21 protein-coding genes and 1 pseudogene are annotated in these 21677 nt (G+C 72.2%); 10 read left to right on the top strand and 12 right to left on the bottom strand.

Annotated features, from left to right (window positions below; genetic code table 11):
* Positions 1-3 precede the first annotated feature (3 nt).
* The 7 genes and pseudogenes from ABZ490_RS25580 to ABZ490_RS25610 form a co-directional block, all read right to left on the bottom strand.
* Positions 4-861, bottom strand: a complete 858-nt coding sequence (locus ABZ490_RS25580) for an alpha/beta hydrolase-fold protein (protein ID WP_358994162.1) — start codon at positions 859-861, stop codon at positions 4-6.
* Between the two features lie 58 nt (positions 862-919).
* On the bottom strand, positions 920-1894 hold the full coding sequence (locus ABZ490_RS25585) for a pyridoxal-phosphate dependent enzyme (RefSeq protein ID WP_358994166.1): 975 nt from the start codon (positions 1892-1894) through the stop codon (positions 920-922).
* A gap of 40 nt (positions 1895-1934) precedes the next feature.
* Entirely contained in the window at positions 1935-2663 is a 729-nt protein-coding gene (locus ABZ490_RS25590; protein WP_358994169.1) for a hypothetical protein, read from the bottom strand.
* Between the two features lie 68 nt (positions 2664-2731).
* Positions 2732-4051 (bottom strand): aminotransferase class I/II-fold pyridoxal phosphate-dependent enzyme, encoded by a 1320-nt coding sequence (locus ABZ490_RS25595; protein ID WP_358994172.1) that lies wholly within the window; start codon positions 4049-4051, stop codon positions 2732-2734.
* A 349-nt stretch (positions 4052-4400) separates the two neighbouring features.
* Entirely contained in the window at positions 4401-6461 is a 2061-nt protein-coding gene (locus ABZ490_RS25600; RefSeq protein WP_358994175.1) for a restriction endonuclease, read from the bottom strand.
* A 170-nt stretch (positions 6462-6631) separates the two neighbouring features.
* Positions 6632-7089: pseudogene (locus tag ABZ490_RS25605) on the bottom strand (TmrB-like protein).
* Between the two features lie 49 nt (positions 7090-7138).
* On the bottom strand, positions 7139-7348 hold the full coding sequence (locus tag ABZ490_RS25610; protein ID WP_358994178.1) for a hypothetical protein: 210 nt from the start codon (positions 7346-7348) through the stop codon (positions 7139-7141).
* A gap of 64 nt (positions 7349-7412) precedes the next feature.
* On the opposite strand from ABZ490_RS25610, the gene ABZ490_RS25615 reads away from it, so the two are divergent.
* Positions 7413-8549 carry an AI-2E family transporter gene (locus ABZ490_RS25615; RefSeq protein WP_358994180.1) on the top strand — a complete coding sequence of 379 codons (1137 nt, stop codon included), beginning with the start codon at positions 7413-7415 and terminating at the stop codon, positions 8547-8549.
* Positions 8550-8583: 34 nt separating this feature from the next.
* On the opposite strand, the gene ABZ490_RS25620 is transcribed toward ABZ490_RS25615, so the two are convergent.
* Both ABZ490_RS25620 and ABZ490_RS25625 read right to left on the bottom strand, forming a co-directional pair.
* On the bottom strand, positions 8584-8766 hold the full coding sequence (locus tag ABZ490_RS25620) for a hypothetical protein (protein WP_358994183.1): 183 nt from the start codon (positions 8764-8766) through the stop codon (positions 8584-8586).
* A gap of 157 nt (positions 8767-8923) precedes the next feature.
* The gene (locus ABZ490_RS25625; protein ID WP_358994186.1) at positions 8924-9799 is read right to left on the bottom strand and encodes an undecaprenyl-diphosphate phosphatase; all 876 of its coding nucleotides are present in this window, start codon (positions 9797-9799) and stop codon (positions 8924-8926) included.
* Between the two features lie 322 nt (positions 9800-10121).
* Here ABZ490_RS25625 and ABZ490_RS25630 point away from each other — a divergent pair, with 322 nt between their 5' ends.
* From ABZ490_RS25630 to ABZ490_RS25650, 5 genes are read left to right on the top strand one after another with little or no spacing between them, the layout of a single operon-like run.
* Positions 10122-11276, top strand: coding sequence for a Gfo/Idh/MocA family oxidoreductase (locus ABZ490_RS25630; protein ID WP_358994189.1), 1155 nt, complete (start codon positions 10122-10124; stop codon positions 11274-11276).
* Complete coding sequence (locus tag ABZ490_RS25635) at positions 11273-12202, top strand: PmoA family protein (protein WP_358994192.1); 930 nt, start codon at positions 11273-11275, stop codon at positions 12200-12202. Before ABZ490_RS25630 ends, ABZ490_RS25635 begins: the two co-directional genes overlap by 4 nt.
* Positions 12196-12903, top strand: coding sequence for a cupin (locus tag ABZ490_RS25640; protein WP_358994195.1), 708 nt, complete (start codon positions 12196-12198; stop codon positions 12901-12903). Before ABZ490_RS25635 ends, ABZ490_RS25640 begins: the two co-directional genes overlap by 7 nt.
* Before the next feature lie 29 nt (positions 12904-12932).
* Complete coding sequence (locus tag ABZ490_RS25645) at positions 12933-13628, top strand: hypothetical protein (protein WP_358994198.1); 696 nt, start codon at positions 12933-12935, stop codon at positions 13626-13628.
* Positions 13629-13675: 47 nt separating this feature from the next.
* Complete coding sequence (locus ABZ490_RS25650) at positions 13676-14464, top strand: alpha/beta hydrolase (protein ID WP_358994201.1); 789 nt, start codon at positions 13676-13678, stop codon at positions 14462-14464.
* 107 nt (positions 14465-14571) lie between these two features.
* Here ABZ490_RS25650 and ABZ490_RS25655 read toward each other — a convergent pair whose 3' ends face one another.
* The gene (locus ABZ490_RS25655; RefSeq protein WP_358994203.1) at positions 14572-15051 is read right to left on the bottom strand and encodes a helix-turn-helix domain-containing protein; all 480 of its coding nucleotides are present in this window, start codon (positions 15049-15051) and stop codon (positions 14572-14574) included.
* A 114-nt stretch (positions 15052-15165) separates the two neighbouring features.
* Between ABZ490_RS25655 and ABZ490_RS25660 the strand changes: the two genes are divergently transcribed.
* Positions 15166-16335, top strand: coding sequence for a thiolase family protein (locus ABZ490_RS25660; RefSeq protein ID WP_358994206.1), 1170 nt, complete (start codon positions 15166-15168; stop codon positions 16333-16335).
* Between the two features lie 46 nt (positions 16336-16381).
* On the opposite strand, the gene ABZ490_RS25665 is transcribed toward ABZ490_RS25660, so the two are convergent.
* Positions 16382-17164, bottom strand: a complete 783-nt coding sequence (locus tag ABZ490_RS25665; RefSeq protein WP_358994209.1) for a TVP38/TMEM64 family protein — start codon at positions 17162-17164, stop codon at positions 16382-16384.
* A 49-nt stretch (positions 17165-17213) separates the two neighbouring features.
* On the opposite strand from ABZ490_RS25665, the gene ABZ490_RS25670 reads away from it, so the two are divergent.
* The 3 genes from ABZ490_RS25670 (at position 17214) to ABZ490_RS25680 (ending at position 20293) form a co-directional block, all read left to right on the top strand.
* Positions 17214-17942, top strand: coding sequence for a DNA alkylation repair protein (locus tag ABZ490_RS25670; protein ID WP_358994212.1), 729 nt, complete (start codon positions 17214-17216; stop codon positions 17940-17942).
* 281 nt (positions 17943-18223) lie between these two features.
* Positions 18224-19393, top strand: coding sequence for an elongation factor Tu (gene tuf, locus ABZ490_RS25675; RefSeq protein WP_358994214.1), 1170 nt, complete (start codon positions 18224-18226; stop codon positions 19391-19393).
* Positions 19394-19501: 108 nt separating this feature from the next.
* Entirely contained in the window at positions 19502-20293 is a 792-nt protein-coding gene (locus tag ABZ490_RS25680) for a fused MFS/spermidine synthase (RefSeq protein WP_358994371.1), read from the top strand.
* Between the two features lie 12 nt (positions 20294-20305).
* Here ABZ490_RS25680 and ABZ490_RS25685 read toward each other — a convergent pair whose 3' ends face one another.
* A complete protein-coding gene (locus ABZ490_RS25685) occupies positions 20306-21610 on the bottom strand; it encodes an MFS transporter (RefSeq protein WP_358994216.1) in 1305 nt (434 codons plus the stop codon).
* Between the last annotated feature and the right edge of the window lie 67 nt (positions 21611-21677).

Genomic DNA, 21677 nt, shown 5'->3' on the forward strand with positions numbered 1-21677 from the left:
TATTCACCGGCTGCCGTCCTCATCGGGACGCCACAGCCAGCGCAGCGCGTCCGGAAGCAGGACGCCGCCGTGGTTGGGGCTGTGTCCGCCGTCCCCCAGGACGAGGCGGAAGTCGTAGCCCGCTTCGGCGAGAGCGGCCGCCACCCGCAGGTTCTCGGCGAGCCAGTTCCCCTGTGGCTCGTTCCAGCGCAGGTCGCGGTGACCGCCTTGCAGGAAGACGCGCAGCGGCTTGCGGGGGACGCGCGAGACGAGGTCCGGGTAGGGGTTGCCGCCCGGCATCTGCGCGAAGCTGGACAGATATCCGATGACACGGCCGAACGCATCCGGACGCAGCCACGCGGCGGTGAACGCACAGTTGCCGCCGCTGCTCCCGCCGCAGATGCCCCACCGTTCGGGCGACTCGGCGAGGGAGTAACGCTCCGCGACCTGCGGAATGATCTCGGAGAGGAGGAAGGTGACGTACCGGTCGTCGAAGGCGTCGTACTCGTTGTTCCGGTTCTTGGGGTGCTCCGCGTCGGGGAAGACGCCGGGATCGACGAACACGCCGATGGTGACGGGTATGTCGCCGCGGTGGACGAGGTTGTCCAGGACGATCGCGCCGCGTACCTCCCCCGCGGGGTCCAGGTACCACCACCCGTCCTGGAACACCAACAATGAGGCCGGCTCCGCCGGGTCGTATCGCGCCGGCACATGAACCCAGAACCTCCGGAAGGTCCCCGGGTAGACCGCGCTGCCCGTCCACTCGAACGCGACCGTCTCCCCGGCGGGCACACCCGGCCGTGGAACGGAATCGGGTCCGTGGACATACCGCACGTCGGACTGGTCGATCGGGAGCGGCTGGTAGGGCACGTCGATGCTCACGGCGAGCAACCGTAGGGCGACCACCACCCTTGACCGCAAGGGGTTTTCGTCCAGCCCTCTAGGCGTGCCCGCTGACGCCGACCCAGCGGTGATACGCGTCCATGTCCACGTTGTTGCCGCACACGAGGGTGACGACGTGTCGGTCGGCGAAGCGGGGGCGGTCTTCCAGGATCGCTGCGATGCCGAGGGCCGCCGAGGGTTCGACGACGAGGCCGGCGTGGTCGAGGAGGGTGCGCATGCCGGCGACGATCGACGCCTCCTGGACCAGGACGGCGTCGTCGGCCACCAGGAGCAGGTCGCGCAGGACGGCCGGGATGGGGCGCCGGCCGGCGACGCCGTCGGCGATGGTGTCGGCCGAGTCGGTGGTGACGACGCGTCGTCGGTGCCACGAGCGGGTCATCGCCGGTGCGCCCTGTGGCTGGACGCAGATCACCTCGACCTCGGGTACCAACGCCTTCAGTACGTGACCCACGCCGGTGGCCAGGGCCCCGCCGCCGAGCGCGATCAGGACGGTGTCGAACGACGGCGCGGTGTCGACCAGTTCCAGCCCGATGGTCGCCGCGCCCTCGCAGGTCTCGATGTCCAGGCTGTCCTCGACCAGCCGGATGCCGTCCTGCCGGGCGAGGGCCGCCGCCCGCTCGCGCGCCATCTCGTGGTCGCCGTCCACCAGTTCCAGCCTGGCGTCCAGTGCGCGGATGCGATCGAGCTTGGCCACGGTCGCGAAGCGGGATGCCACGACGGTGACGTCGAGCCCCCGACCGCGGCCGGACCAGGCGAGGGCCTGGCCGAGGTTGCCCGCGCTGGCGCACACCACGGCTCGCGCGTCACCGGCGGCGAGCCGGCTCGCGACGACCTCGGTGCCGCGGGCCTTGAAGCTGCGGACCGGGTTCGCCGTTTCGAGTTTGATGCTCACCGTGCACCCGAGTACGGGTTCCAGTGCCTCACAGCGGTACAGCGGAGTGTCGAGGAAGACCGGGTCGATCAGCCGCCGTGCCGCCCGGATCCGAGCAGTGTCGAGACGCGTCTTCTGCACGGCACAGGAGCGTAGCGCCGCCGGGGGCGAAGCGATCCGTTCAGCGGCCCGCGTAGTCCGCGGCGAGGCGGTCGAGGAACACCGCCAGCCGGTCGTTCATCGCGGTGTAGTCGTTGGCGCGCAGCTGGTCGGGCTGCTGGACGTAGGGGTGGTCGGGGCGGTCGGCGAGTGCGGCGAGTTCCTTCTCGGAGTGTGCGATCAGGGCGTCGACGCAGGCCGGGGTGAACTCCATGTGGCACTGGAAGCCGTACACGTACCGGCCGTAGGCGACGATCTGGCGGGGGCAGCCCGCGCTGGTGGCCAGCACGGTGGCGTCCTCGGTCAGGCCCGGCATGTCGTTGTGCCAGTGACCGGTGTCGAAGGTGTCCCCGACGCCCGCGAGGAAGGGGTGCTCGCGACCCGCTGCGGTGAGGGAGACGGGGAAGGAGCCGATCTCGGTGTGCGGGCTGGAGTCGAAGGCGGCACCGAGTGCCTCTCCGACGAGCTGGGCGCCCAGACAGATCCCGATGACGGCCCGGTCGGCCTCGATACAGGCGGCGATGAGGGCCGTCTCCGCGGCCGCGTCGAAGTACGGGTACTCCTCGGTGGTCGTACTGGGCTGCTGGGGGCCGCCCATCACGATCAGCAGATCGATGCCGTCCGCGCTCGCGGGCAGCGCGTCGCCCTCGTGGATGCGCGAGTGGCCGATCTCGTGACCCCGGGCCCGGGCCCAGTCCTCATAGGCTCCCGGCGCCTCGAAGGACTCGTGGACGACGAAGTGTGTACGCATGGCTGAGCCGGCCTTTCTGATCAACAAGGGGAGAGTGTGTGTGCGGGTGACGCCGTAGGCGTGGCCGGTCAGCGCCGTTCGGAGCGGTGGAGGACGGCGGCGAGGTCGGCGGCGAACCGCGCGGCCCGGTCCTCGGTGAGCATGGAGGTCGTCACGCGCACGGCCTGAGCGGTGGACGTCGCCGAGGTGAAGAGGTCACCGGGCTGTACGGCCCAGCCCCGCCGCGCCAGTGCGTCCGTGACCTGCCGGGCCGGTGTCCTCAGGGGGATCCACACGTTCAGTCCGTCCGGCCGGTAGCCGTCCGGGGGGTCGATCCCCTGCTCGGCCAACCGCGTCAGGAGCAGTGCGCTGCGCTCCCCGTAGAGCGAGCGTGCCCGTGCCGTGAGGTCGGTGACCTCCGGGTCCGTGAGCAGGGCGTGGGCCGCGTGCTGGAGCAGCCCGCTCACCCATGTCGTACCCGTGTTGAGGCGGGTCTCGAGTCGTACGGCGGTCTCCTCGTCGCAGACGAGCAGGGCCAGACGCAGGTCCGGGCCGAGGAACTTCGACGCCGATCTCACCAGCGCCCACCGCGTGTTCTCGGGCGCCGTGACCCGGCGGTAGGAGGCGCGGGAGACGGCCCAGAAGTGGTCGTCCTCGATGACCAGCACCGTCGGATGGTCCGCGAGGACCGCCCGGAGCTCGGCGGCCCGTTCCCCGGTGATGCTGACACCGGTCGGGTTGTGCGCGCGGGGCGTGCACACGACCGCCCGCACCCCGCCCTCCAGGGCCGCGCGCAGGGCGTCCGGGCGCATCCCCTGTCCGTCGACCGCCACCGCCACCGTCCGGAAACCGTTCAGCCGCAGGGTGCCGATGCTCGCCAGGAAGCAGGGGTCCTCGACCGCCACGGCGTCCCCGCGGGTCAGGTAGGCGTTCAGCAGCCGCTCCGTCGCGTCGACCGCGCCGTGCGTGATCAGGACACGGAAGGGCCGTCCCCCGAGGTCGGGTGCGAACCGCTCGGCAGCCCACCCGGCCAGCCGCTCGTCGACGGGCGGCGCACCGTACAGGGCCGGCCGGTACCCGTCGCCACGGAGCGCCCGGAGTACGTCGGGCAGCAGCTCCGGGTCCGGATTGCCGCTGGCCAGATCGGTCAGCCGGCCCCCGAACCACGCCCCCTCGCTGGCCAGTTGCGGCACTCCGGCGACCACCGTCCCGCCACGCCCGCGCGTCACGGCCTCGCCGGCGGTCACCAGCAGCCGGTATGCCGAGGCCACGGTGTTCCGGTTCACGCCGAGCTCTTCCGCGAGCGCACGGACCGGCGGCAACGGGTCCTGCGGCGCCAGCTCACCCGACGCGATCAGGTCCCGCACACTCCCGGCGATCTCCGCCGCACTCGTCCCGCTGATCGGCATGCCGTTCACCTCCGGAGCCCGACTGAGCCCAACCCTAGCATTGAACCTAGGACAATAAAAATATGTCATAGGACAAATGCGCTGCCCGCGCGTCGCCGCCATTCCCGGGATCGGTCTCGCCTCACACCCCGGCACCGGCCACGACCTGGTGATGGTTCGTCTCGCACGACGGGCACGGCCTCTGCTGCGCCGTCACGGGAGAGAAGACCGCCCAGGATCGCGACCCCGACTCTGCGGCGGGTCCCGGGCCCACGACCGGACCCCTGCTCTTCCGTGACGGCGACGGCTACGGCGACGGCGCCGAACGGAATGTCCTCATCCAGCACAGCGGTCCCGGACCGCTGGAGTTCTACTCCACCTCGATGCCGAAGTCCTGAACGAGTTCCTCCAAGCCGCCCGTGTAGCCCCTGCCACCCAGGACGAAGTCCCAGTCCCCGTTCGCCCTTCGGCGGAACGAGCCGAGTACCAGAGCGGTTTCGAGGGGCCGGCCGTCGGATACTTCGAGTTGTCCCAGTTCGGTGAGCCCGGGGTCCAGGAGGCGGATACGGGCGTCCGTGAAACCAGTGAGGTCGGCGTCCGGGTCGACCTCTGGGTCGATGGCCGCCACCAGTACGAAACGGTCGGCCTCGTCGGGCAACCCGTCGAACGAGACACAGATGGCGGCCTTGTCCGGTGGGGTGGGGGGAAGAGCGCGCACGGATCCGTCCGGCGTCCGCGGGTTGTTGAAGAAGACGAAGTGGTCGTCGCCGAGGACTCGATTGCCACGGCAGACGAGAGCGCAGACGTCCAGGGCGACGCTTCCCGTCCACGACATACCCAAGATGTTGTAGTCGTCAGGCAGTTGAGCGCCCGGCCCCGAGGGGGCCGTCTGTGCCGAGGCCCGCTGACCGGCCTCGCCCAGCCGCCCGCGCAGTCCATGGCGATGCAACAGGTCGACGAGTTCGGCGCCCGAGACGAGTTCCAGCGGCTTGCCGTTGGCGAAGGCGTGTGAGCCGGGGCCGAAGCCCGACGTCGTCACGAGGACCCCCTTGTTGGCGCCGGCGTCCTGAACGGTTCCGTACAAGTCGCGCACAGCGGTGGGCGGTACCGTGCCGCGGTAGCGCTTCACCTGCACGACGATCTTGCCGCCTCTGATCGGCGTCGGATCCAGCGCGTCGACGTCCACGCCGCCGTCGTTGGAGCGCTGGGTCGTCACCGCCTGCATTCCCATGGCCCGGAAGAGCTCGGCGACGAGGTTCTCGAAGGCGATCGGGTCCATGGCGAACAGGTCGGGGTCCTCATCGCCGCCGTGGGCGATCACGCGGTTCCCGACGTCATGCGGTCGCCTGCTCGGCCGTACCGGTGTGAGCTGGTCCGGCCGGGCCGAGAGCTGGCCGCGGAGCGCGTCGGCCAGGCAGCTGGTCGCGTCGACCTGCGCCAGGTGCAAGTCGCGGAACGAGGCACGCGAGGCCATGACGGTGGCGAGGAAGATGTGGCCCGGTCGGCCCGTCGTCGGGTCATGCCCGTCGACGAACCCGTTCAAGGTCACCGACTCCAGCGCGCCCAGCTCGTCCGCGCCGAACAGCTCGTGCAGAACGAGCAGCATGCACTGGGCCAGAACCTCCCTGTACAGAGAGCGGCGCTGGCCCACCGGGCGGGGGGTCTCTTTCTCCTGGTCCACCCCGGCCATGTACCGAACAGCCTTGGCCTCCGGCACGATGCCGTAGGCGGGCAACTCCCAGTCCAGCACCAATTGCCGCGCTGCCGGGTCGTAGGCTGCCGCCACCTGACGGGGGAATCCGTCCGGCCACGCCGTCGAGGCGTAGAGGGCGGCGGAGAAGTACTCGATGACGGAATCGGGGTCCCGGCGCCCGACCCCTTCGGTGACCGCGGCGATCCCCGCGTTGTGGCGCCGTACGTCGGCCAGCTGTGTCTCGACCCCCTGCTGGTACTCCCGCTGATACGAAGCCAGTTGTCGCTGTCGCTGAGTCTCCGCGGCCTGGGCGGCCTGCCAGTCGCGCTCGAAGCGCGCCCGTGCCTCGGCCTGCGCCTGTGCCCTGCGGCTCGCGGTCCAGCCGCTCTGCGTCTGGTAATGGCTGAAGTCCGGCATGGGCACCGGCTGTGCCAAGGGGCCCGGGGCGAAGGGCTGAACCTCCTCGGCCCGCATGAGCGAGGCAGCCCGGAACACCGGAGCCCGGCAACCCGAGGCGAGCAGTCCTTGCAGCGAGGCGACCTGCGCGTCCAGCTCCTCCGTACGGCGCAGGGCTTCCGCCTGTCGGTACTCGCGGTGACTCCGGGCAGCTCGCCGCTGGTAGGCCCGCGCTTCCTGTTCCTGCTGTCTCCGCCGTCTGGCCTCGGCTTCCCACTGGCGCTGCTGCTGCCGTTGCATCTCAGCCCAGACACCGACAGAACCGGTAGAGCGACGACTCATGTGCTGCAGGCCCTCCCCAGGGACGGGGGCAGCCGAAAGACACTTTGGTTGTCCCCGCAACCAGTTGTAACGGGACGACTCTATCCAGCAATCGGCATATGGCACATCCACTCGTCAAAGGTGAATCGGTCGGACATCCTCGCAGGTCCAGCGCCGGTGCGCCGTGCCCGTCACGGGTCGGGTACGGGCCTCACTCGGGCCAGCACCTGGTCGGCCAGGTTCCGTGGGGGCAGCTCGCCGTTCAGGAACACGGTGTCGGTCGGCAGGGTGTCGGCCGCGGCCAGGCAGGGGGTGATCCGGTCCTTGGTCCAGGTCCGGATGCGGTCGTCTCGTCCGGGATCGTCGGGGAAGAAGGAACGGCCCTCGATGCGCCTTTCCAGCTCCTGCCGGGAGACCTTGAGGAAGAAGTGGTGGGTCTCGACGCCGGCGTGCTGCAACGCGCCGAAGATCTCGCTCACGTAGAGGGGGTCGACCAAGGTCATCGGAACCAGGAGCGGGCGGTCGTACTCCGCAGGACGAAGCCGACCATCTCCGGGTCGTAGACCAGCGCCTCGGGCCGGCGCGGCCGCAACTCCTCCACCAACGTGGTCTTTCCGCTGCCGAACGCACCGTTCACCCAGACGATCAACGCCGATCCTCCCGCCCCGTTGCCCTGCACCCCCGCGTCAGTAGGCGTACTACAGCACGCTTTGGCGATCCCAGTAGTCGGCCGGAAGGGCGGGGGAGTCGCGGTAACGCCGGACCAGCCGTTCGAAGTGCACTCCTTCGAGAGGGGAGGCGTCCGCCCGGCGGGTGAGGATGTACGGCTCGATGGCGTTCCAGACCCGTGGCGGCGAGCGGTGGAAGCACGCACGTACGAGGTCGAAGAAGAACGACGCTGCGATCACGACGACAGACGGGTCGTCCGGGCCTGGGCGCAGGTGGGGTCGAGCTCGGACATAGGGTGATCGCATGTCTGAGCCGTTGAGTTCCGCGAGAAGCCGTGCCGCGCTGCGTGGATCGGCGCGGGTTTCCGGTGAGTTGCTGCTGGTCCTCGTGATGCTCACGGTGGCGTTGTGGGTGCTCGGCCGGATGTGGTCGGTGGTGTGGCCGCTCACCGTCGCCCTGTTCCTCACCACCCTGACCTGGCCGCCGGCCCGGTTCCTGCGTCGGCGCGGCTGGCGGCCGGCTGCCGCGGCCTCGCTGGTGACCCTGCTGTTCGTCCTGGTCGTGCTGGGCATCCTGGCGCTGATCGCCGTACCGGTCGCCTCGCAGTCGGGTGAGCTGACCGACGGTGTCGTCGCCGGGATGCAGCGGGTGCGCGAGTGGGCCGAGGGGCCGCCGCTGAACATCGGTGACGACCAGATCGCCGGCGCCTTCGACGCGGCGGTCGACCGTGTGCAGAGCAGCGTCGGCAGCCTGGTCGGCACGGTCGCCTCGGGCGTGGGCACGGTGCTCGACGGTGTGGTCACCGCCGTCCTGGCGGTCTTCCTGATGTTCTTCTTCCTCAAGGACGGCCCGCGCTTCCTGCCCTGGCTCACCCGCCAGTTGCCCGGCCGGTTCGCCACCGACGTCCCGATCGTGGCCCTGCGCGGCTGGGAGACCCTCGGCTCGTTCGTCCGCTCCCAGGCGCTCGTCGGTGTGCTCGACGCCGTCTTCATCGGCCTGGGGCTGTGGATCCTGGGGGTACCGCTGGTGCTCCCGCTGGCGGTGCTGACGTTCGTCTCCGCGTTCGTGCCGATCGTGGGCGCCCTGTTCGCCGGATTCGTGGCCGTGCTCATCGCGCTGGTGTCGAACGGTCCGACGGACGCCCTCATCGTGCTGGCGATCATCGTCGTGGTGCAGCAGCTGGAGGGCAATGTGTTCCAGCCGATGATCCAGAGCCGGGGACTCGGTCTGCACGCGGCGGTCATCCTGCTCGCGGTGACGCTGGGCGGCAGTCTCGCCGGAATCGTGGGCAGTCTGCTCGCCGTTCCCGTCGCCGCACTCATCGGCGTGGTCTGGAACTACGTACGGGAGCAGCTCGGGGAGCCGACGGAAGCGGGAGAGGATGTGGGAGACGTTGACGGGGAAGGCGAGGGTGCCGCGGTGCCCGTGGTGGCCGGCTGAGGCCTGGCGGCCCCGCCCCGGAGGCGGTCGGCGCTCAGGCCGCCGTGACCACCTCGCCGCGGATCGCCGTCGCCCACTCGACCACCAACAGCTCGTACTCCTCCCGCTCCTGGGCGGAGAGCGAGCCGCCCGTCCGCAGCCACAGGGAGCGGATCCGCTCGTTCACCTCGGAAGCGGACCGCACGGAACCAGGGGCATCAGCATGGTTGGGGGACATGGCTGTCAGCGTAGGGGGAGCAACTGACAGCGCGCCATGCCCCCGCCACGTGAACCGTTATGGGCTTGGTCACGGTTGATCGATCAACCGGACGGCTCCGCCCGGGAGTTCGTGGATCTTCCGAGCGGCCGGTGGCCGCCCGGCTCGGCCCTCCGGTTCAGCCCGCCGACTCCGCCGCGTGCGGGCTGAGCGCGCCGGTCGCGACAAGGGCGATGATCACGGCGCCGAGGGCGACGCGGTAGTACACGAACGGCATGAAGGACTTGGTGGAGATGAACTTCATGAACCAGGCGATCACGGCGTAACCGGACGCGAACGCGATCACCGTCGCGAACAGTGTCGGGCCCCACGCCACATGGCCGGTCTCCAGCGCGTCCTTCACCTCGAAGGTTCCGGAGGCGAGGACGGCCGGAATGGCGAGCAGGAACGAGTAGCGGGCCGCCGCCTCGCGCTTGTACCCCATGAACAGGCCGCCGCTGATCGTGGCGCCGGAGCGGGAGACGCCCGGGACCAGCGCGCAGGCCTGGCAGAGGCCGAAGATCAGACCGTCCCGGACACCCAGGTTCTCCAGCTGCTTGCGCTGTTTGGGCGCGCGGTGCTTTCCGCCCGTCTCGTCCCGCGCGGCCAGCCGGTCGGCTATGCCGATCACGATGCCGATCACCACGAGCATGGTCGCGGTGACCCGCAGATCGCGGAACGGGCCCTCGATCTGGTCCTTGAGCGTGAGGCCCAGCACACCGATCGGGATCGAGCCGACGATGACCAGCCAGCCCATCTGGGCGTCGTGGTCCTTGCGCATCGTCTTGTCGAACAGGGACTTCGACCATGCGGCGATGATCCGGCCGATGTCCTTGCGGAAGTAGATCAGCACGGCTGCCTCCGTGCCGATCTGGGTGATCGCCGTGAAGGCGGCGCCGGGGTCCTTCCAGCCCGAGAAGGCTGCGGTGAGCCGCAGGTGTGCGCTGGAGGAGACGGGGAGGAACTCGGTCAGCCCCTGGACGAGTCCGAGGATGAGCGATTCAAACCAAGACATGAGGTTAAGGAGTCCAAGCGCCGATCGGAGCGAGGCGACGGGGCGACGGCCGCCCGCGCGCGGTGATCAAGGGTGTGCCAGGGGGAAGCGTAGCGGTCCCGGAAGACAGCACCGCCACAGGGGTTTCGTAGGCGCCCGGGGGAGGAGTTCCGGCAGATCACCCCCTCGCCAGGAGGCGACCGGAACCGCAGATGGTTGACCGCCCCCAGGGGCGCCGCATACGTTGCTGCCGAGCGGAAAGCGCTTGCTGAGCGTGCTTGCTGCTCCGTTTGCCGCTCACCGGTCCTTCGGGCCGTACCTCGGAGGAGTGCTGATCACGCCCATGTCCCCCACCACACCGCTCTCCGGCCGTCCCGTCCGGGCCGCCGTCGTCGGGACCGGTGCCATCGGGCGCGGCTCCCATCTCTCGGCCCTCAGGCAGCTCGCCGCCGAGGGGGAGACCGAGGTGGTCGCGGCCGTTGACATCGATGCCGCGGCGGTCGAGGCGTTCTGCGCGGAGGGCGGGGTTCCGCACGGCTACACCGATCTGGAGCGGATGCTCGCCGAGCAGCGCCCCGATCTGGTGACCATCTGCACCCCGCCGACCCTGCACCGCGAGCAGAGCGTCGCCGCGCTGCGGGCCGGTGCCTGGGTGTGGTGCGAGAAGCCGCCGGTGCCGACCCTCGCCGACTACGACGCCGTCCAGGCCGAGGAGGGCGTGGAGCACGGGCCGTACTCCTCGATCGTCTTCCAGCACCGGTTCGGCTCCGGCACCCGGCATGTGAAGCGGCTCCTCGCCGACGGCGCCCTCGGGCGGCCGCTCGTCGCGCACTGCCAGACCACCTGGTACCGCGACACCGCCTACTACGCGGTGCCCTGGCGGGGCCGCTGGCAGACCGAGGGCGGCGGTCCCGCGATGGGCCACGGGATCCACCAGATGGATCTGCTGCTCGACATCCTCGGGCCGTGGAGCGAGGTGCGCGCCATGGCCGGCCGGCTCGTCCACGACGTCGAGACCGAGGACGTGTCGACGGCCCTGCTCCGGTTCGAGAACGGCGCCATGGCGACGGTCGTCAACAGCGTCCTGAGCCCGGACGAGGTCAGCCGCATCCGCATCGACTGCGAGCGCGCCACCGTCGAGCTCACCCACCTCTACGGCCACTCCAACGCCGACTGGCGCATCACCCCGGCCCCGGGTGTGAGCGGTGACGAGGTGGCCGCCTGGCAGGACTTCGGCACCGACGTGCCCAGCTCGCACCTGGCGCAGCTGCGGGAGCTGGTCGCCAGCATGCGCGCCGGTGAGCGGCCGCGCAGCAGCGGCGCGGACGGGCGGACCAGCCTGGAGCTGATCACCGCGCTGTACAAGTCCGCCTTCACGGACACCACGGTCCGGCGCGGGGAGATCGGCCCCGGCGACCCGTACTACACGGCCCTGCACGGCGGAGCCCCCGGCTGGGCGCCCCGCACGGCCGCGGTGGACGCGGAGGTACCCGCATGAGCGGCGCCCTGCGTCTCGTCCACGCCCACGGCGACCGGATCACGGTGACCGACCCGGCCACCGGCGTCCAGCTGCTGGCCTACGTCTACCGCCCGGAGGCGGCCTGGGAGGCGCCGCGGCCCTATCTGCACCCGCTGCGCACCCTCGCCGGTGACGTCGTCACCGACTACCGGCCCAACGACCACCGCTGGCACAAGGGCCTGTCGCTGACCGCTTCGCACCTCTCCGGCGCGAACCTGTGGGGCGGCAATTCGTACGTCCACGGGGAGGGGTACGTCGCGATCCCCGAGCGGGTGGGCTCGATGGCGCACGTCGGGTTCGACGAGGTCTCCGCCGCCGAGGGACGCGCCGTGATCGCCGAGCGGCTGACCTGGCACCCGTACAGCGGCGAGCTGTGGGCCGAGGAGAGCCGCCGGATCGAGATCCACGACGTGGACGCCGAGTCCGGGTCCTGGGCGCTGACCTGGACCAGCGCGATCACCAACCGGCGTGAGGAGCCGCTGCGCTTCGGCAGCCCGACCACCGCCGGACGTGAGCTGGCCGGCTACACCGGCCTGTTCTGGCGCGGGCCGCGGGCCTTCCGTGACGGCCGGATCATCGGCCCCGCCGGCGAGGGCCCCGGCCTCATGGCCTCGCAGAGCCCCTGGCTCGCCCTCTCCGGCGAGCACGACGGCACCGACGGCCACGCCACGGTCGTCTTCGCGCACGCCCCCGAGAACGACCACGCGGGCACGCACGGCGCCCACCCCGCGCACTGGTTCGTCCGCAACGAGCCCTTCGCGGGCATCGCCCCGTCCTGGTCCTACTTCGACGAGCTGGAACTCGCCCCGGGCGACACCCTCACCCGCCGCTACCGCGTGGTCGTGGCCGACGGCGCCTGGGAGCGGGAGGAGATCGCCAAGTACCTGGACACCCACCCGTGGTGACCGCGTACGGCGGTCTGCCCGGCGGGGTCGGGCTCTCGCAACTGTGCGTGTACGACTGGCCGGCCGCCGACGGCCTGCGCGGCGGCACCCCCCATCTGCATCTGGCCTGTTCGGAGGCGTACGTCGTCACGGGCGGCCGGGGTGCCGTGCAGACGCTGACCTCGTCCGGGTACGAGGTCACGCCGCTCGCGCCCGGCACCGTCGCCTGGTTCACGCCGGGCACCGTCCACCGGCTGGTCGACGAGGGCGAACTGCGCATCACCGTGCTGATGCAGAACGGCGGCCTGCCGGAGGCGGGCGACGCGGTCCTCACCCTGCCCCCGGAGTACCTGGCCGACCCGCGGGCGTACGCCGCCGCCACCACGATCCCGGCCGACGCCCCCGAGGAGGAGCAGGCCCGGATCGCCCTGGCCCGGCGCGACCTCGCCCTGGAGGGATACCGCGCGCTGCGGGAGGCCCCCGAGGGGCTGGCCGCCTTCCACCGGGCCGCCGCCGCGCTCGTACGGCCCCGGATCGACGCATGGCGGGAACGCTGGCGGCGCGGTGCACTGGCGGCGGCCGAGGACACGGGGGAGCACCTCGACCGGCTGGCGCGGGGCGACGCCACCCACCTCGCCGACGCCGTCGTACGGGCGGAACAGCCCTCCCAGCACGGGAAGTTCGGAATGTGCGGGCGGTTGGACGTGTATCCGCAGGGCTGACGTCATCTCGCCGGTGCACAATGCCGGCCATGACGCACCCCACGACCGACTGGTCGACGCTCAGTCACGCCGCCGGACCCGCGGACGACATACCGGCGCTCTTCGCGCGGCTCGACGGCGGGCCGGGCGACAAGGAGATCTGGGACGCCATCTGGTCCGACCTGTACCACCAGGGGAGTGTGTACGGGGCGAGCTTCGCCGCGCTGCCCCTGCTCGCGGACGTGGCCACGGGGCGGTCCGCCGGCGACCGCGTCGACGCGGTGTCGCTGGCCGGGTTCATCGTCGGCGAGGCCGAGCCGGAGGACCGGCGCCGGCACGAGGACGAGATCGCCGAGCTGCTCACGGTGTGCCGGGAGTGCATGGCGCAGGTGCCGGCCGACGACCCGAAGGAGTTCGTCTACTTCGTGCAGTTCCTGCTCGCCTTCGAGGGGGTGCCGTTCTGGGGAGCGGAACTGGAGCGGCTCGTCGACGAGTTCGAGGCCGAGTGCCCGGAGTGCGAGGCCCTCACCGAGGTCATGGTGGGGGAGTACCTGGACGACTGCACGGCCGTGTTCCATCCGGCCGACCCCGGCTTGCTGACCGGCATCGGCGCGCGGCTGCACGCGATGGCCCTGCGGGCCGGGCAGGACGAGGCGGCCGAGTGGCTGGCCCGTCTGTTCGGCCGGGTGACGTGCGCCGAGTGCGAGACGGTCTTCGACCTCGCGGAGAGCGCCGCGCGGGCCTGACGCCTTCCCGGAGGGCGTCGCGCGGGGCCGGGTCCTAGCCTGGTCCCATGGCGACGGTGCTGATCGGTGGCGTCGAGGTGGCCTATGAGCGGCGGGGGCACGGGCCGCCGCTCGTGCTCGTCCACGGGGCGGGGCTCGACGGGCGGATGTGGCGGCCGCAACTCGACGCTCTCGCCGACGCGTTCACGGTCGTCGCCTGGGACGAACCGGGCGCGGGGCGGTCCTCCGAGCTGCCCGCCGGCTTCGGGCTCGCGGACTTCGCGCACTGCCTCGCCGCGCTGATCGAGGAGCTGGCGCTCGGCCCGGCCGCGGTCGCGGGGCTGTCCTGGGGCGGCACGGTCGTCCTGGAGCTGTACCGGCACCATCCGGACCTGGTCGGCGCGCTGATCCTGGCCGACACCTACGCGGGCTGGAAGGGGTCGCTGCCGCCCGAGGAGGTCGCGGCCCGCGTCGAGGGCGTCCGGCGGATGCTCGCGATGCCTCCGGAGCGGTTCGATCCGACGGTGCCGGGGCTGTTCGCCGGTGACCCGCCCGCCGCCGCCGTCCCGCTGCTCGACGCGATGGCGGAGGACGTCCGGCCCGGGACGCTTCGGGCGCAGCTGGCCCTGATGGCCGAGGCCGACCAGCGCGACCTGCTGCCCGCGATCGGCGTGCCCGTGCTGCTGGTGTGGGGCGAACGCGACGCGCGCTCACCCCTGGGAGTCGCCCGTGCCTTCCGGGCGGCCCTGCCCCACAGTGAACTGGTGGTACTCCCGGGCGCGGGCCATCTCGCGAACCTGGAGACGCCGGAGCGCTTCAACCGGGCCGTGCGCGCGTTCTGCCACGCGCACGCGTGAACCGACCGCCCCGGTCGCCCGCCCGGACGCCGGGCCGTGTCCGCAAGGTCCCGTCGTCCGTCCGAAGGGCGGGCCCTGCGGCGTCGTGGGGGACCGTGCCCGGGGACCTAGGCCGCCGTCGGGCCCGACACCGTCCACCCCGGGGCCTGCGGATGGGCGGTGAGGTCCTCGTGGCGGACCTCACCGCCGCAGGCCGGGCAGGTGACCACCGGGAGCAGTTCGTGGCCGCAGATGTGCTCGATCACCATCGGCCGGTCGTCGTCCCGGCGCAGGTGGCGGTCGCCCCAGGCCATCAGGGTCATCAGGACCGGCTCCAGTTCCAGCCCCGCCGGTGTGGCCCGGTACGCGAAGCGCTGCGGGCGTTCGCTGTAGGCCTCCTTGGTGAGGATCCCGGCGTCGACGAGCCGGCGCAGCCGGGTGGCCAGGACGTCGCGCGGGGCGCCGATGTTGCGGACCAGCTGGTCGAAGCGGCCGTTGCCCAGGCAGACCTCCCGCAGGACGAGCAGGGAGTACTTCTCGCCGACGAGGGCGAGGGCGTCCGCGATCGAGCAGGGGCGCGGGTCTCTGGAGCTCGGGGAGGCGGCCATGCCGCTCAGTCTAGGGGAGGGTTGGAAAAGCAGACTCAGTGAGTTGGATTTTCAAACTCACAGGGTTATGGTGAGTTTGAATTTCCTACTCACCAGTAGTCGCGGAGGCCGTCCATGCGGGACGCAGTCATCGTCGAAGCCGTACGCACCCCGATCGGCAAGGGCAGGCCGAACGGTTCCCTCGCGCACGTCCACCCCGTCGAACTCCTCGCCCACACCCTGCGCGCCCTCGTCGAACGCTCCGGCGTCGACCCCGCGCTGATCGACGACGTCATCGGCGGCACCGTCGACCAGGTCGGCGAGCAGGCCATGAACATCACCCGCTACGCCGCCCTCTCGGCGGGCTTCCCGGAGTCGGTCCCCGCGACCACCGTGGACCGCCAGTGCGGTTCCTCCCAGCAGGCGGTGCACTTCGCCGCGCAAGGCGTGCTGGCCGGCGCCTACGACCTCGTCGTCGCCTGCGGGGTCGAGTCGATGAGCCGGGTCCCGATGTGGTCCAACGTGCCGCCCGGCAAGGACCCCTTCGGCCCCGGGGTCGCCGAGCGCTACCCCGACGGACTCGTCCCACAGGGCATCAGCGCCGAACTCATCGCCGCCAAGTGGTCGATCACCCGCGAGCAGTTGGACACCTTCGCCGCGACCTCCCACCACCGGGCCGCCGACGCCTGGCAGCAGGGCCTCTTCGACGCCGAGGTGGCCCCTGTCGACGGCGTCTCGCGCGACGAGAGCGTACGGCCCGGCACCACCCCGGAGATCCTCGCCGGGCTCAGGCCGGCCTACCACGACCCGGCGTTCGCCGCCCGCTTCCCCCAGATCGAGTGGAACATCACCGCGGGCAACGCCAGCCCCGTCAACGACGGCGCCTCCGCCGTGCTCATCACCTCCTCCGAGACCGCCGCCCGCCTCGGCCTGCGCCCGCTCGCCCGGCTGCACAGCTTCGCCGTCACCGGCTCCGACCCGCTGCTGATGCTCACCGGCGTGATCCCGGCGACCGACAAGGTGCTGCGCCGCGCCGGACTGCGCCTCGACGACATCGACCTCTTCGAGGTCAACGAGGCCTTCGCCAGTGTCGTCCTGGCCTGGCGTCAGGAGACCGGCGCCGACCTCGCCAAGGTCAACGTCCACGGCGGCGCGATCGCCCTCGGCCACCCGCTCGGCGCGAGCGGCACCCGCCTGACCACGACCCTCGTCCACGCCCTGCGCGAACGGGGCGCCCGCTACGGCCTCCAGACGATGTGCGAGGCCGGCGGACTGGCCAACGCGATGATCCTGGAGGCGGTGTAGGAGGCGGTGTAGGAGGACGGGCCCGGCGGTGCCGCGGCCGACGGGGTCACGGGCGGCGCAGGTGGTGGCGCTTGCGCCAGGCCATCACCGCGCCCGCCACCGTCGGCAGGGCGATCGAGGCCAGCGCGATCAGGAAGACCGGGGACGTCGGGGTCGAGGCCCGGGCGCCGGCGACGACGTACGCGGCCGTGTTCGGGATCGAGCCCAGCGCGGTCGCGACCAGGTACGGCGTCCAGCGCATCCTCGAGACGGCCGCCGCGTAGTTCACGCCCCAGAACGGCAGCCCCGGGAACAGCCGTGCCCCCAGCATCGACCGCATCCCGTGCCGGCTCAGCTGACCGTCCGCCGCCTTCAGCAGCCGGCCGCGCAGCAGCGGCCGTAGCGCGTCCTGACCCAGCACCCGGCCGAGGCCGAACGCGAGCCCCGCGCCCAGCACGGTGCCGGCCAGCGCCGCGCCGAGCCCGACGGCCGAGCCGAACACCGCCCCCGCCGCCAGGTTCAGCAGCGGCCGGGGCACGAACGCGACCGTGCACAGCCCGTACGCCCCCGCGAACACCACGGCGGCCGTCACCCCGCCCACCTGCGGCGGCCAGCCGTCCGCGAGGAGTTTCTGGGGCTCGAACAGCAGCACGCTCGAACCGGCCAGCGCGAGCAGGGCGACGAGCAGCGAGAACCGCGACCAGGGCGACAGCAGCACTCTGCCGAGGCGCGCCAGGGGAGGGGCGGGCGCGGTGGCGGTGACGAGGGGCACGGGAACCATGAGCTCCGTGGCGACGGCCCGGGGAGTGGCCGCGGCGGTGCCCCCAGAGCGGGTGGTGGCATCGAGCATTCCGCGACAGTAACCGAAGAACATGTGTGATCGCCGTATGGTTCGTCTCATGACCGTGACCGGCCCGGGCCCCGTCGACGTACCGCACAGCGCCCTCGCCGACACCGTGCTGGCACGCCTCACCGCCGTGTACGCGGGCGCCGCCGACCCCGCCCGGGCCGCCGCCATGAAGGCGTACATGAAGGACGTGGCCCCCTTCCTGGGCCTGCCCACGCCCGAGCGCCGCGCCCTGTCCCGGACCGTCCTCGCGGGCACGCCCCGGCCCGCCGAGGCCGACTGCGCGGCCGTCGCCCTGCGCTGCTGGGCCCTGCCGGAGCGCGAGTACCACTACTTCGCCGTCGACTATCTGCGCCGGCACGCCGGACGCTGCTCGTCCGCGTTCCTCCCCGTCGCCCGCCGGCTGATCACCACGACCTCCTGGTGGGACACGGTCGACCTGCTCGCCGCGCATGTCGTCGGCGCCCTCGTCGAGGCCGACCCCCGGCTCACCGCCGCCATGGACGACTGGATCGCCGACGACGACCTCTGGGTCGCCCGCACGGCCCTGCTCCACCAGCTCCGCTACAAGGACCGCACCGACACCGAGCGCCTCTTCGCCTACTGCCTGCGCCAGTCCGGCCACCCGGACTTCTTCATCCGCAAGGCGATCGGCTGGTGCCTGCGCGAGTACGCCAAGACCGACCCGGACGCCGTCCGCGCCTTCCTCGCCCGCGAGCGGGGCCGCTTCGCCCCGCTGACGGTCCGTGAGGCGCTGAAGAACATCGGCGCGGCGGGCTAGCCGACCGGGGAGCGTTCCCCCCCCGCCCGAAAACCATTCGACGCCGAACGAACCATCGGCGAGGATCGGGACCATGTTCCGGTACGCCTTCGTCGTCGCAGCATTCGCCGTCGCGGATGCTCCGAAGGCTGCCGTCCCGCTGTACCCGGCCGCTTTCGACGGCGCCCGAAGCTGACCCTCCCCGGATCGTCCGGCGGACCCCGCAGGGGGAGGGTCGGCCGGTTCCCCGGGGTCCCCTCTCCCATCGGAGATCTTCCACGCAGACGCTTCGAGGTACCGCCATGTCCAAGACCGCGTACGTACGCACCAAGCCGCATCTCAACATCGGCACCATGGGCCACGTCGATCACGGCAAGACCACCCTGACCGCCGCCATCACCAAGGTCCTCGCCGACCGCGGCGCCGGCACGTTCGTGCCCTTCGACCGCATCGACCGCGCCCCGGAGGAGGCCGCCCGCGGCATCACCATCAACATCGCGCACGTCGAGTACGAGACCGACACCCGGCACTACGCGCACGTCGACATGCCGGGCCACGCCGACTACGTCAAGAACATGGTCACCGGCGCCGCACAGCTCGACGGGGCGATCCTCGTCGTCTCCGCGCTCGACGGGATCATGCCGCAGACCGCCGAACACGTGCTGCTCGCCCGCCAGGTGGGCGTCGACCACATCGTCGTCGCCCTGACGATGGCCGACCGGGCCGACGACGAACTGGCCGAACTCGTCGAGCTGGAGGTCCGCGACCTGCTCACCGCGCATGGCTACGGCGGCGACGCGGCCCCCGTCGTACGGGTGTCGGGGCTGAAGGCCCTGGAGGGCGACCCGCGCTGGACGGCGTCGGTCGACGCGCTGCTCGACGCGGTGGACACGTACGTGCCGATGCCGGAGCGGTATCTGGACGCGCCGTTCCTGCTGTCCGTGGAGAACGTGCTCACCATCACCGGGCGCGGGACCGTCGTCACCGGTGCCGTCGAGCGGGGCACGGTACGGGTGGGCGACCGGATCGACGTGCTCGGCGCCGGCCTGGAGTCCGTCGTCACCGGCCTGGAGACCTTCGGCAAGCCGATGGAGGAGGCCCAGGCCGGGGACAACGTGGCGCTGCTGCTGCGGGGCGTGCCACGGGACGCCGTACGGCGCGGGCACGTGGTGGCGGCGCCGGGCAGCGTCGTGCCGCGACGGCGGTTCTCCGCGCAGGTGTACGTGCTCTCCGCGCGCGAGGGGGGCCGTACGACGGCGATCGCCACCGGCTACCGGCCCCAGTTCTACATCCGCACGGCGGACGTCGTGGGGGACGTCGACCTGGGGGCGGCGGGGGTCGCGCGGCCGGGGGAGCGGATCGACATGACCGTCGAGCTGGGGCGCGAGGTGCCCTTGGAGCCGGGACTGGGGTTCGCGATCCGGGAGGGTGGACGGACCGTGGGGGCGGGCACGGTGACGGCCGTGCTGTGAGCGGAGCCCGTCGCCCGGGCCCGTTCGGGGGCTCCGCCCACCAGGCACAATGAACGGGTGGAGTCCCTACCCGTCAGCCGCGCCGTCGACCACGGCACCGCCAAGCTCATGCCCGACGTCGACCGGCAGCGGGCCTGGCTGCTGACGGTCGACGGGGCGCCGCAGTCGTACGTCGATCTCGACGAGCCGGAGCACCTCGAGTTCGAGTACGCGCGGCGGCTCGGGCATGTGCTCGACGTCATGGCGGAGCCCGGGCGGCCGCTGGACGTGCTGCACCTCGGCGGCGGCGCGCTCACCCTGCCCCGGTACGTCGCCGCCACCCGGCCGGGCTCCCGGCAGGACGTCGTCGAGGCCGACCGGGGGCTGCTGGAGCTGGTCGTCGAACAGCTGCCGCTCCCGGCCGGCTCGGGCGTCGCGCTGCACCCGGCCGACGCCCGCGCCTGGCTGGAGGCGGCGCCGGGGGACTCGGCCGACGCGCTGGTGGCGGACGTGTTCGGCGGCTCCCGGGTTCCCGCGCAGTTGACCTCCCTGGACTACGCCCGGGAGGCCGGCCGGGTCCTGCGCCACGACGGCGTCTACCTCGCCAACCTCGCCGACGCGGCGCCCTTCGGCTTCCTCCGCTCCCAACTGGCCAATTTCGCCGCCGTGTTCGAGGAGCTCGTGCTCATCGCGGAACCGGCCGTGCTGCGGGGCCGCCGCTTCGGCAACGCCGTCCTCGTCGCCGCGCACCACCCCGTCGACGTGACCGCCCTGGCCCGCCGTACCGCCTCCGACGCGTTCCCCGCCCGGGTGGAACACGGCCCCGGGGTACGGCGGTTCGTCGGCGACGCGCGTCCGGTGCGGGACGAGGACGCCGTACCGTCCCCCGAGCCGCCGGACGGGGCGTTCGGCATCGGCTGAGCCCGGCCGGCCTCAGCGCACCGGACTCCGGTCGCCGTCCGCTTCGCTGTCCACGGCCGCGCTCCCGCCCGTCACCGGCTTCCCGCCCCGTCGGGTGAGGTTCCGTACGTCCGGCACACACAGCACCGCCGCGGTGACCACGACGACCAGGACGGCACACCCCCACAGGGCGGCCGTACGCCCGAAGGCGGACTCGGCCGGCCCCGCGAGCGCCGTCGCGACCGGCACCATCGCCACCGACCCGAACCAGTCGTAGGCACAGACCCGGGAGAGCTTGTCCTCGGGGATCTCCTGGTGCAGCGAGGTCATCCACGACACCCCGAACACCTCCAGCGTCACCCCGGTCGCGAACATCACCGCGCACAGGGCGCCGATGGGTACGGGGACGGCGAGGGCCGCGGAGGGGAGGGCCAGGGGGAAGACGCAGAGGGTGCCGACGAGGAGGAGGCGGCGGGGTTTCCAGCGGGTCATCAGGAAAGCGCCGACCACCGTGCCGGCGCCGAAGCAGCCCAGGGCCAGTCCCCAGGGGCCCGCCCCGCCCAGGTGGTCCCGGGCGACGAGGGGGCCGTAGACCGCGTCCGCCGCGGCCACGACGGCGTTCGCGAGCGAGAACTGCAGGACGATGCCCCACAGCCAGGGCCGGCTCCGGAACTCCTGCCAGCCCTCCCGCAGGTCGGCGAGCATCCCGCCGCCCGCCTCGCGCGCGGGCAGGTCCCGTACGTCGAGGAAGGAGCGCAGGGAGCCCGCGAGCGCGAAGGCGGCCGCGTCCGCCGCGAGGACCCAGCCGGGGCCGATCACGGCGACCAGCGCCCCACCGAGGGCGGCACCGCCGAGGCCCGCGCCCTGCATCGCCATCCGGAACACCGCGAACGCCCGCCCCGCCTGTTCGCCCCGGACGGAGGAGAGCAGCATGCCCTCGGCCGCGGGCGAGAAGAACGCCTGGCCGGTGCCGCCGAGCGCGGTCAGCAGCATCATCTGCCAGAGCCGGGGCTCGCCGAGCAGGACCAGGGCCGCGAAGGCGCCCTGCGAGAGACAGTTCAGAGTGTTGGCGGCGACCATCACCCGGTGCCGGGGCAGCCGGTCGGCGACCGCGCCGCCGATCAGCAGGAACAGCACCAGCGGCAGGGTGCGGGCGGCGGCCACCAGCCCCACGTCACCGCCGTCGCCGCCCGACTGCAGGACGGCGAACGCGGCGGCGATGAGCGCGCCGTGGCTGCCCAGGTTCGTCACGAACGCGGCGGCGGTCAGCAGGCTGTAGTTGCGGCCCGCCCAGGCGGGTCTGCGCAGGCGGCGGGGGGTGTCGGCGGATGGGGTCACCGGCCGACTATCCCCGCCCGGCCCCCGGTGTGCCAAACGGATTGTCCGTCGGGCGCATCCCGGGGGA

The organism is Streptomyces sp. NPDC005811 (genome assembly GCF_040630405.1).
Taxonomy (GTDB): domain Bacteria; phylum Actinomycetota; class Actinomycetes; order Streptomycetales; family Streptomycetaceae; genus Streptomyces.

Coding starts and splice junctions, on each gene's coding strand:
- ABZ490_RS25620 (WP_358994183.1), bottom strand. CDS start 8,766: ATGTCCCCCAACCATGCTGATGCCCCTGGTTCCGTGCGGTCCGCTTCC.
- ABZ490_RS25630 (WP_358994189.1), top strand. CDS start 10,122: ATGTCCCCCACCACACCGCTCTCCGGCCGTCCCGTCCGGGCCGCCGTC.
- tuf (WP_358994214.1), top strand. CDS start 18,224: ATGTCCAAGACCGCGTACGTACGCACCAAGCCGCATCTCAACATCGGC.
- ABZ490_RS25680 (WP_358994371.1), top strand. CDS start 19,502: ATGCCCGACGTCGACCGGCAGCGGGCCTGGCTGCTGACGGTCGACGGG.
- ABZ490_RS25595 (WP_358994172.1), bottom strand. CDS start 4,051: ATGCCGATCAGCGGGACGAGTGCGGCGGAGATCGCCGGGAGTGTGCGG.
- ABZ490_RS25660 (WP_358994206.1), top strand. CDS start 15,166: ATGCGGGACGCAGTCATCGTCGAAGCCGTACGCACCCCGATCGGCAAG.
- ABZ490_RS25665 (WP_358994209.1), bottom strand. CDS start 17,164: ATGCTCGATGCCACCACCCGCTCTGGGGGCACCGCCGCGGCCACTCCC.
- ABZ490_RS25600 (WP_358994175.1), bottom strand. CDS start 6,461: ATGAGTCGTCGCTCTACCGGTTCTGTCGGTGTCTGGGCTGAGATGCAA.
- ABZ490_RS25645 (WP_358994198.1), top strand. CDS start 12,933: ATGACGCACCCCACGACCGACTGGTCGACGCTCAGTCACGCCGCCGGA.
- ABZ490_RS25655 (WP_358994203.1), bottom strand. CDS start 15,051: ATGGCCGCCTCCCCGAGCTCCAGAGACCCGCGCCCCTGCTCGATCGCG.
- ABZ490_RS25590 (WP_358994169.1), bottom strand. CDS start 2,663: ATGCGTACACACTTCGTCGTCCACGAGTCCTTCGAGGCGCCGGGAGCC.
- ABZ490_RS25625 (WP_358994186.1), bottom strand. CDS start 9,799: ATGTCTTGGTTTGAATCGCTCATCCTCGGACTCGTCCAGGGGCTGACC.
- ABZ490_RS25650 (WP_358994201.1), top strand. CDS start 13,676: ATGGCGACGGTGCTGATCGGTGGCGTCGAGGTGGCCTATGAGCGGCGG.
- ABZ490_RS25670 (WP_358994212.1), top strand. CDS start 17,214: ATGACCGTGACCGGCCCGGGCCCCGTCGACGTACCGCACAGCGCCCTC.
- ABZ490_RS25615 (WP_358994180.1), top strand. CDS start 7,413: ATGTCTGAGCCGTTGAGTTCCGCGAGAAGCCGTGCCGCGCTGCGTGGA.
- ABZ490_RS25635 (WP_358994192.1), top strand. CDS start 11,273: ATGAGCGGCGCCCTGCGTCTCGTCCACGCCCACGGCGACCGGATCACG.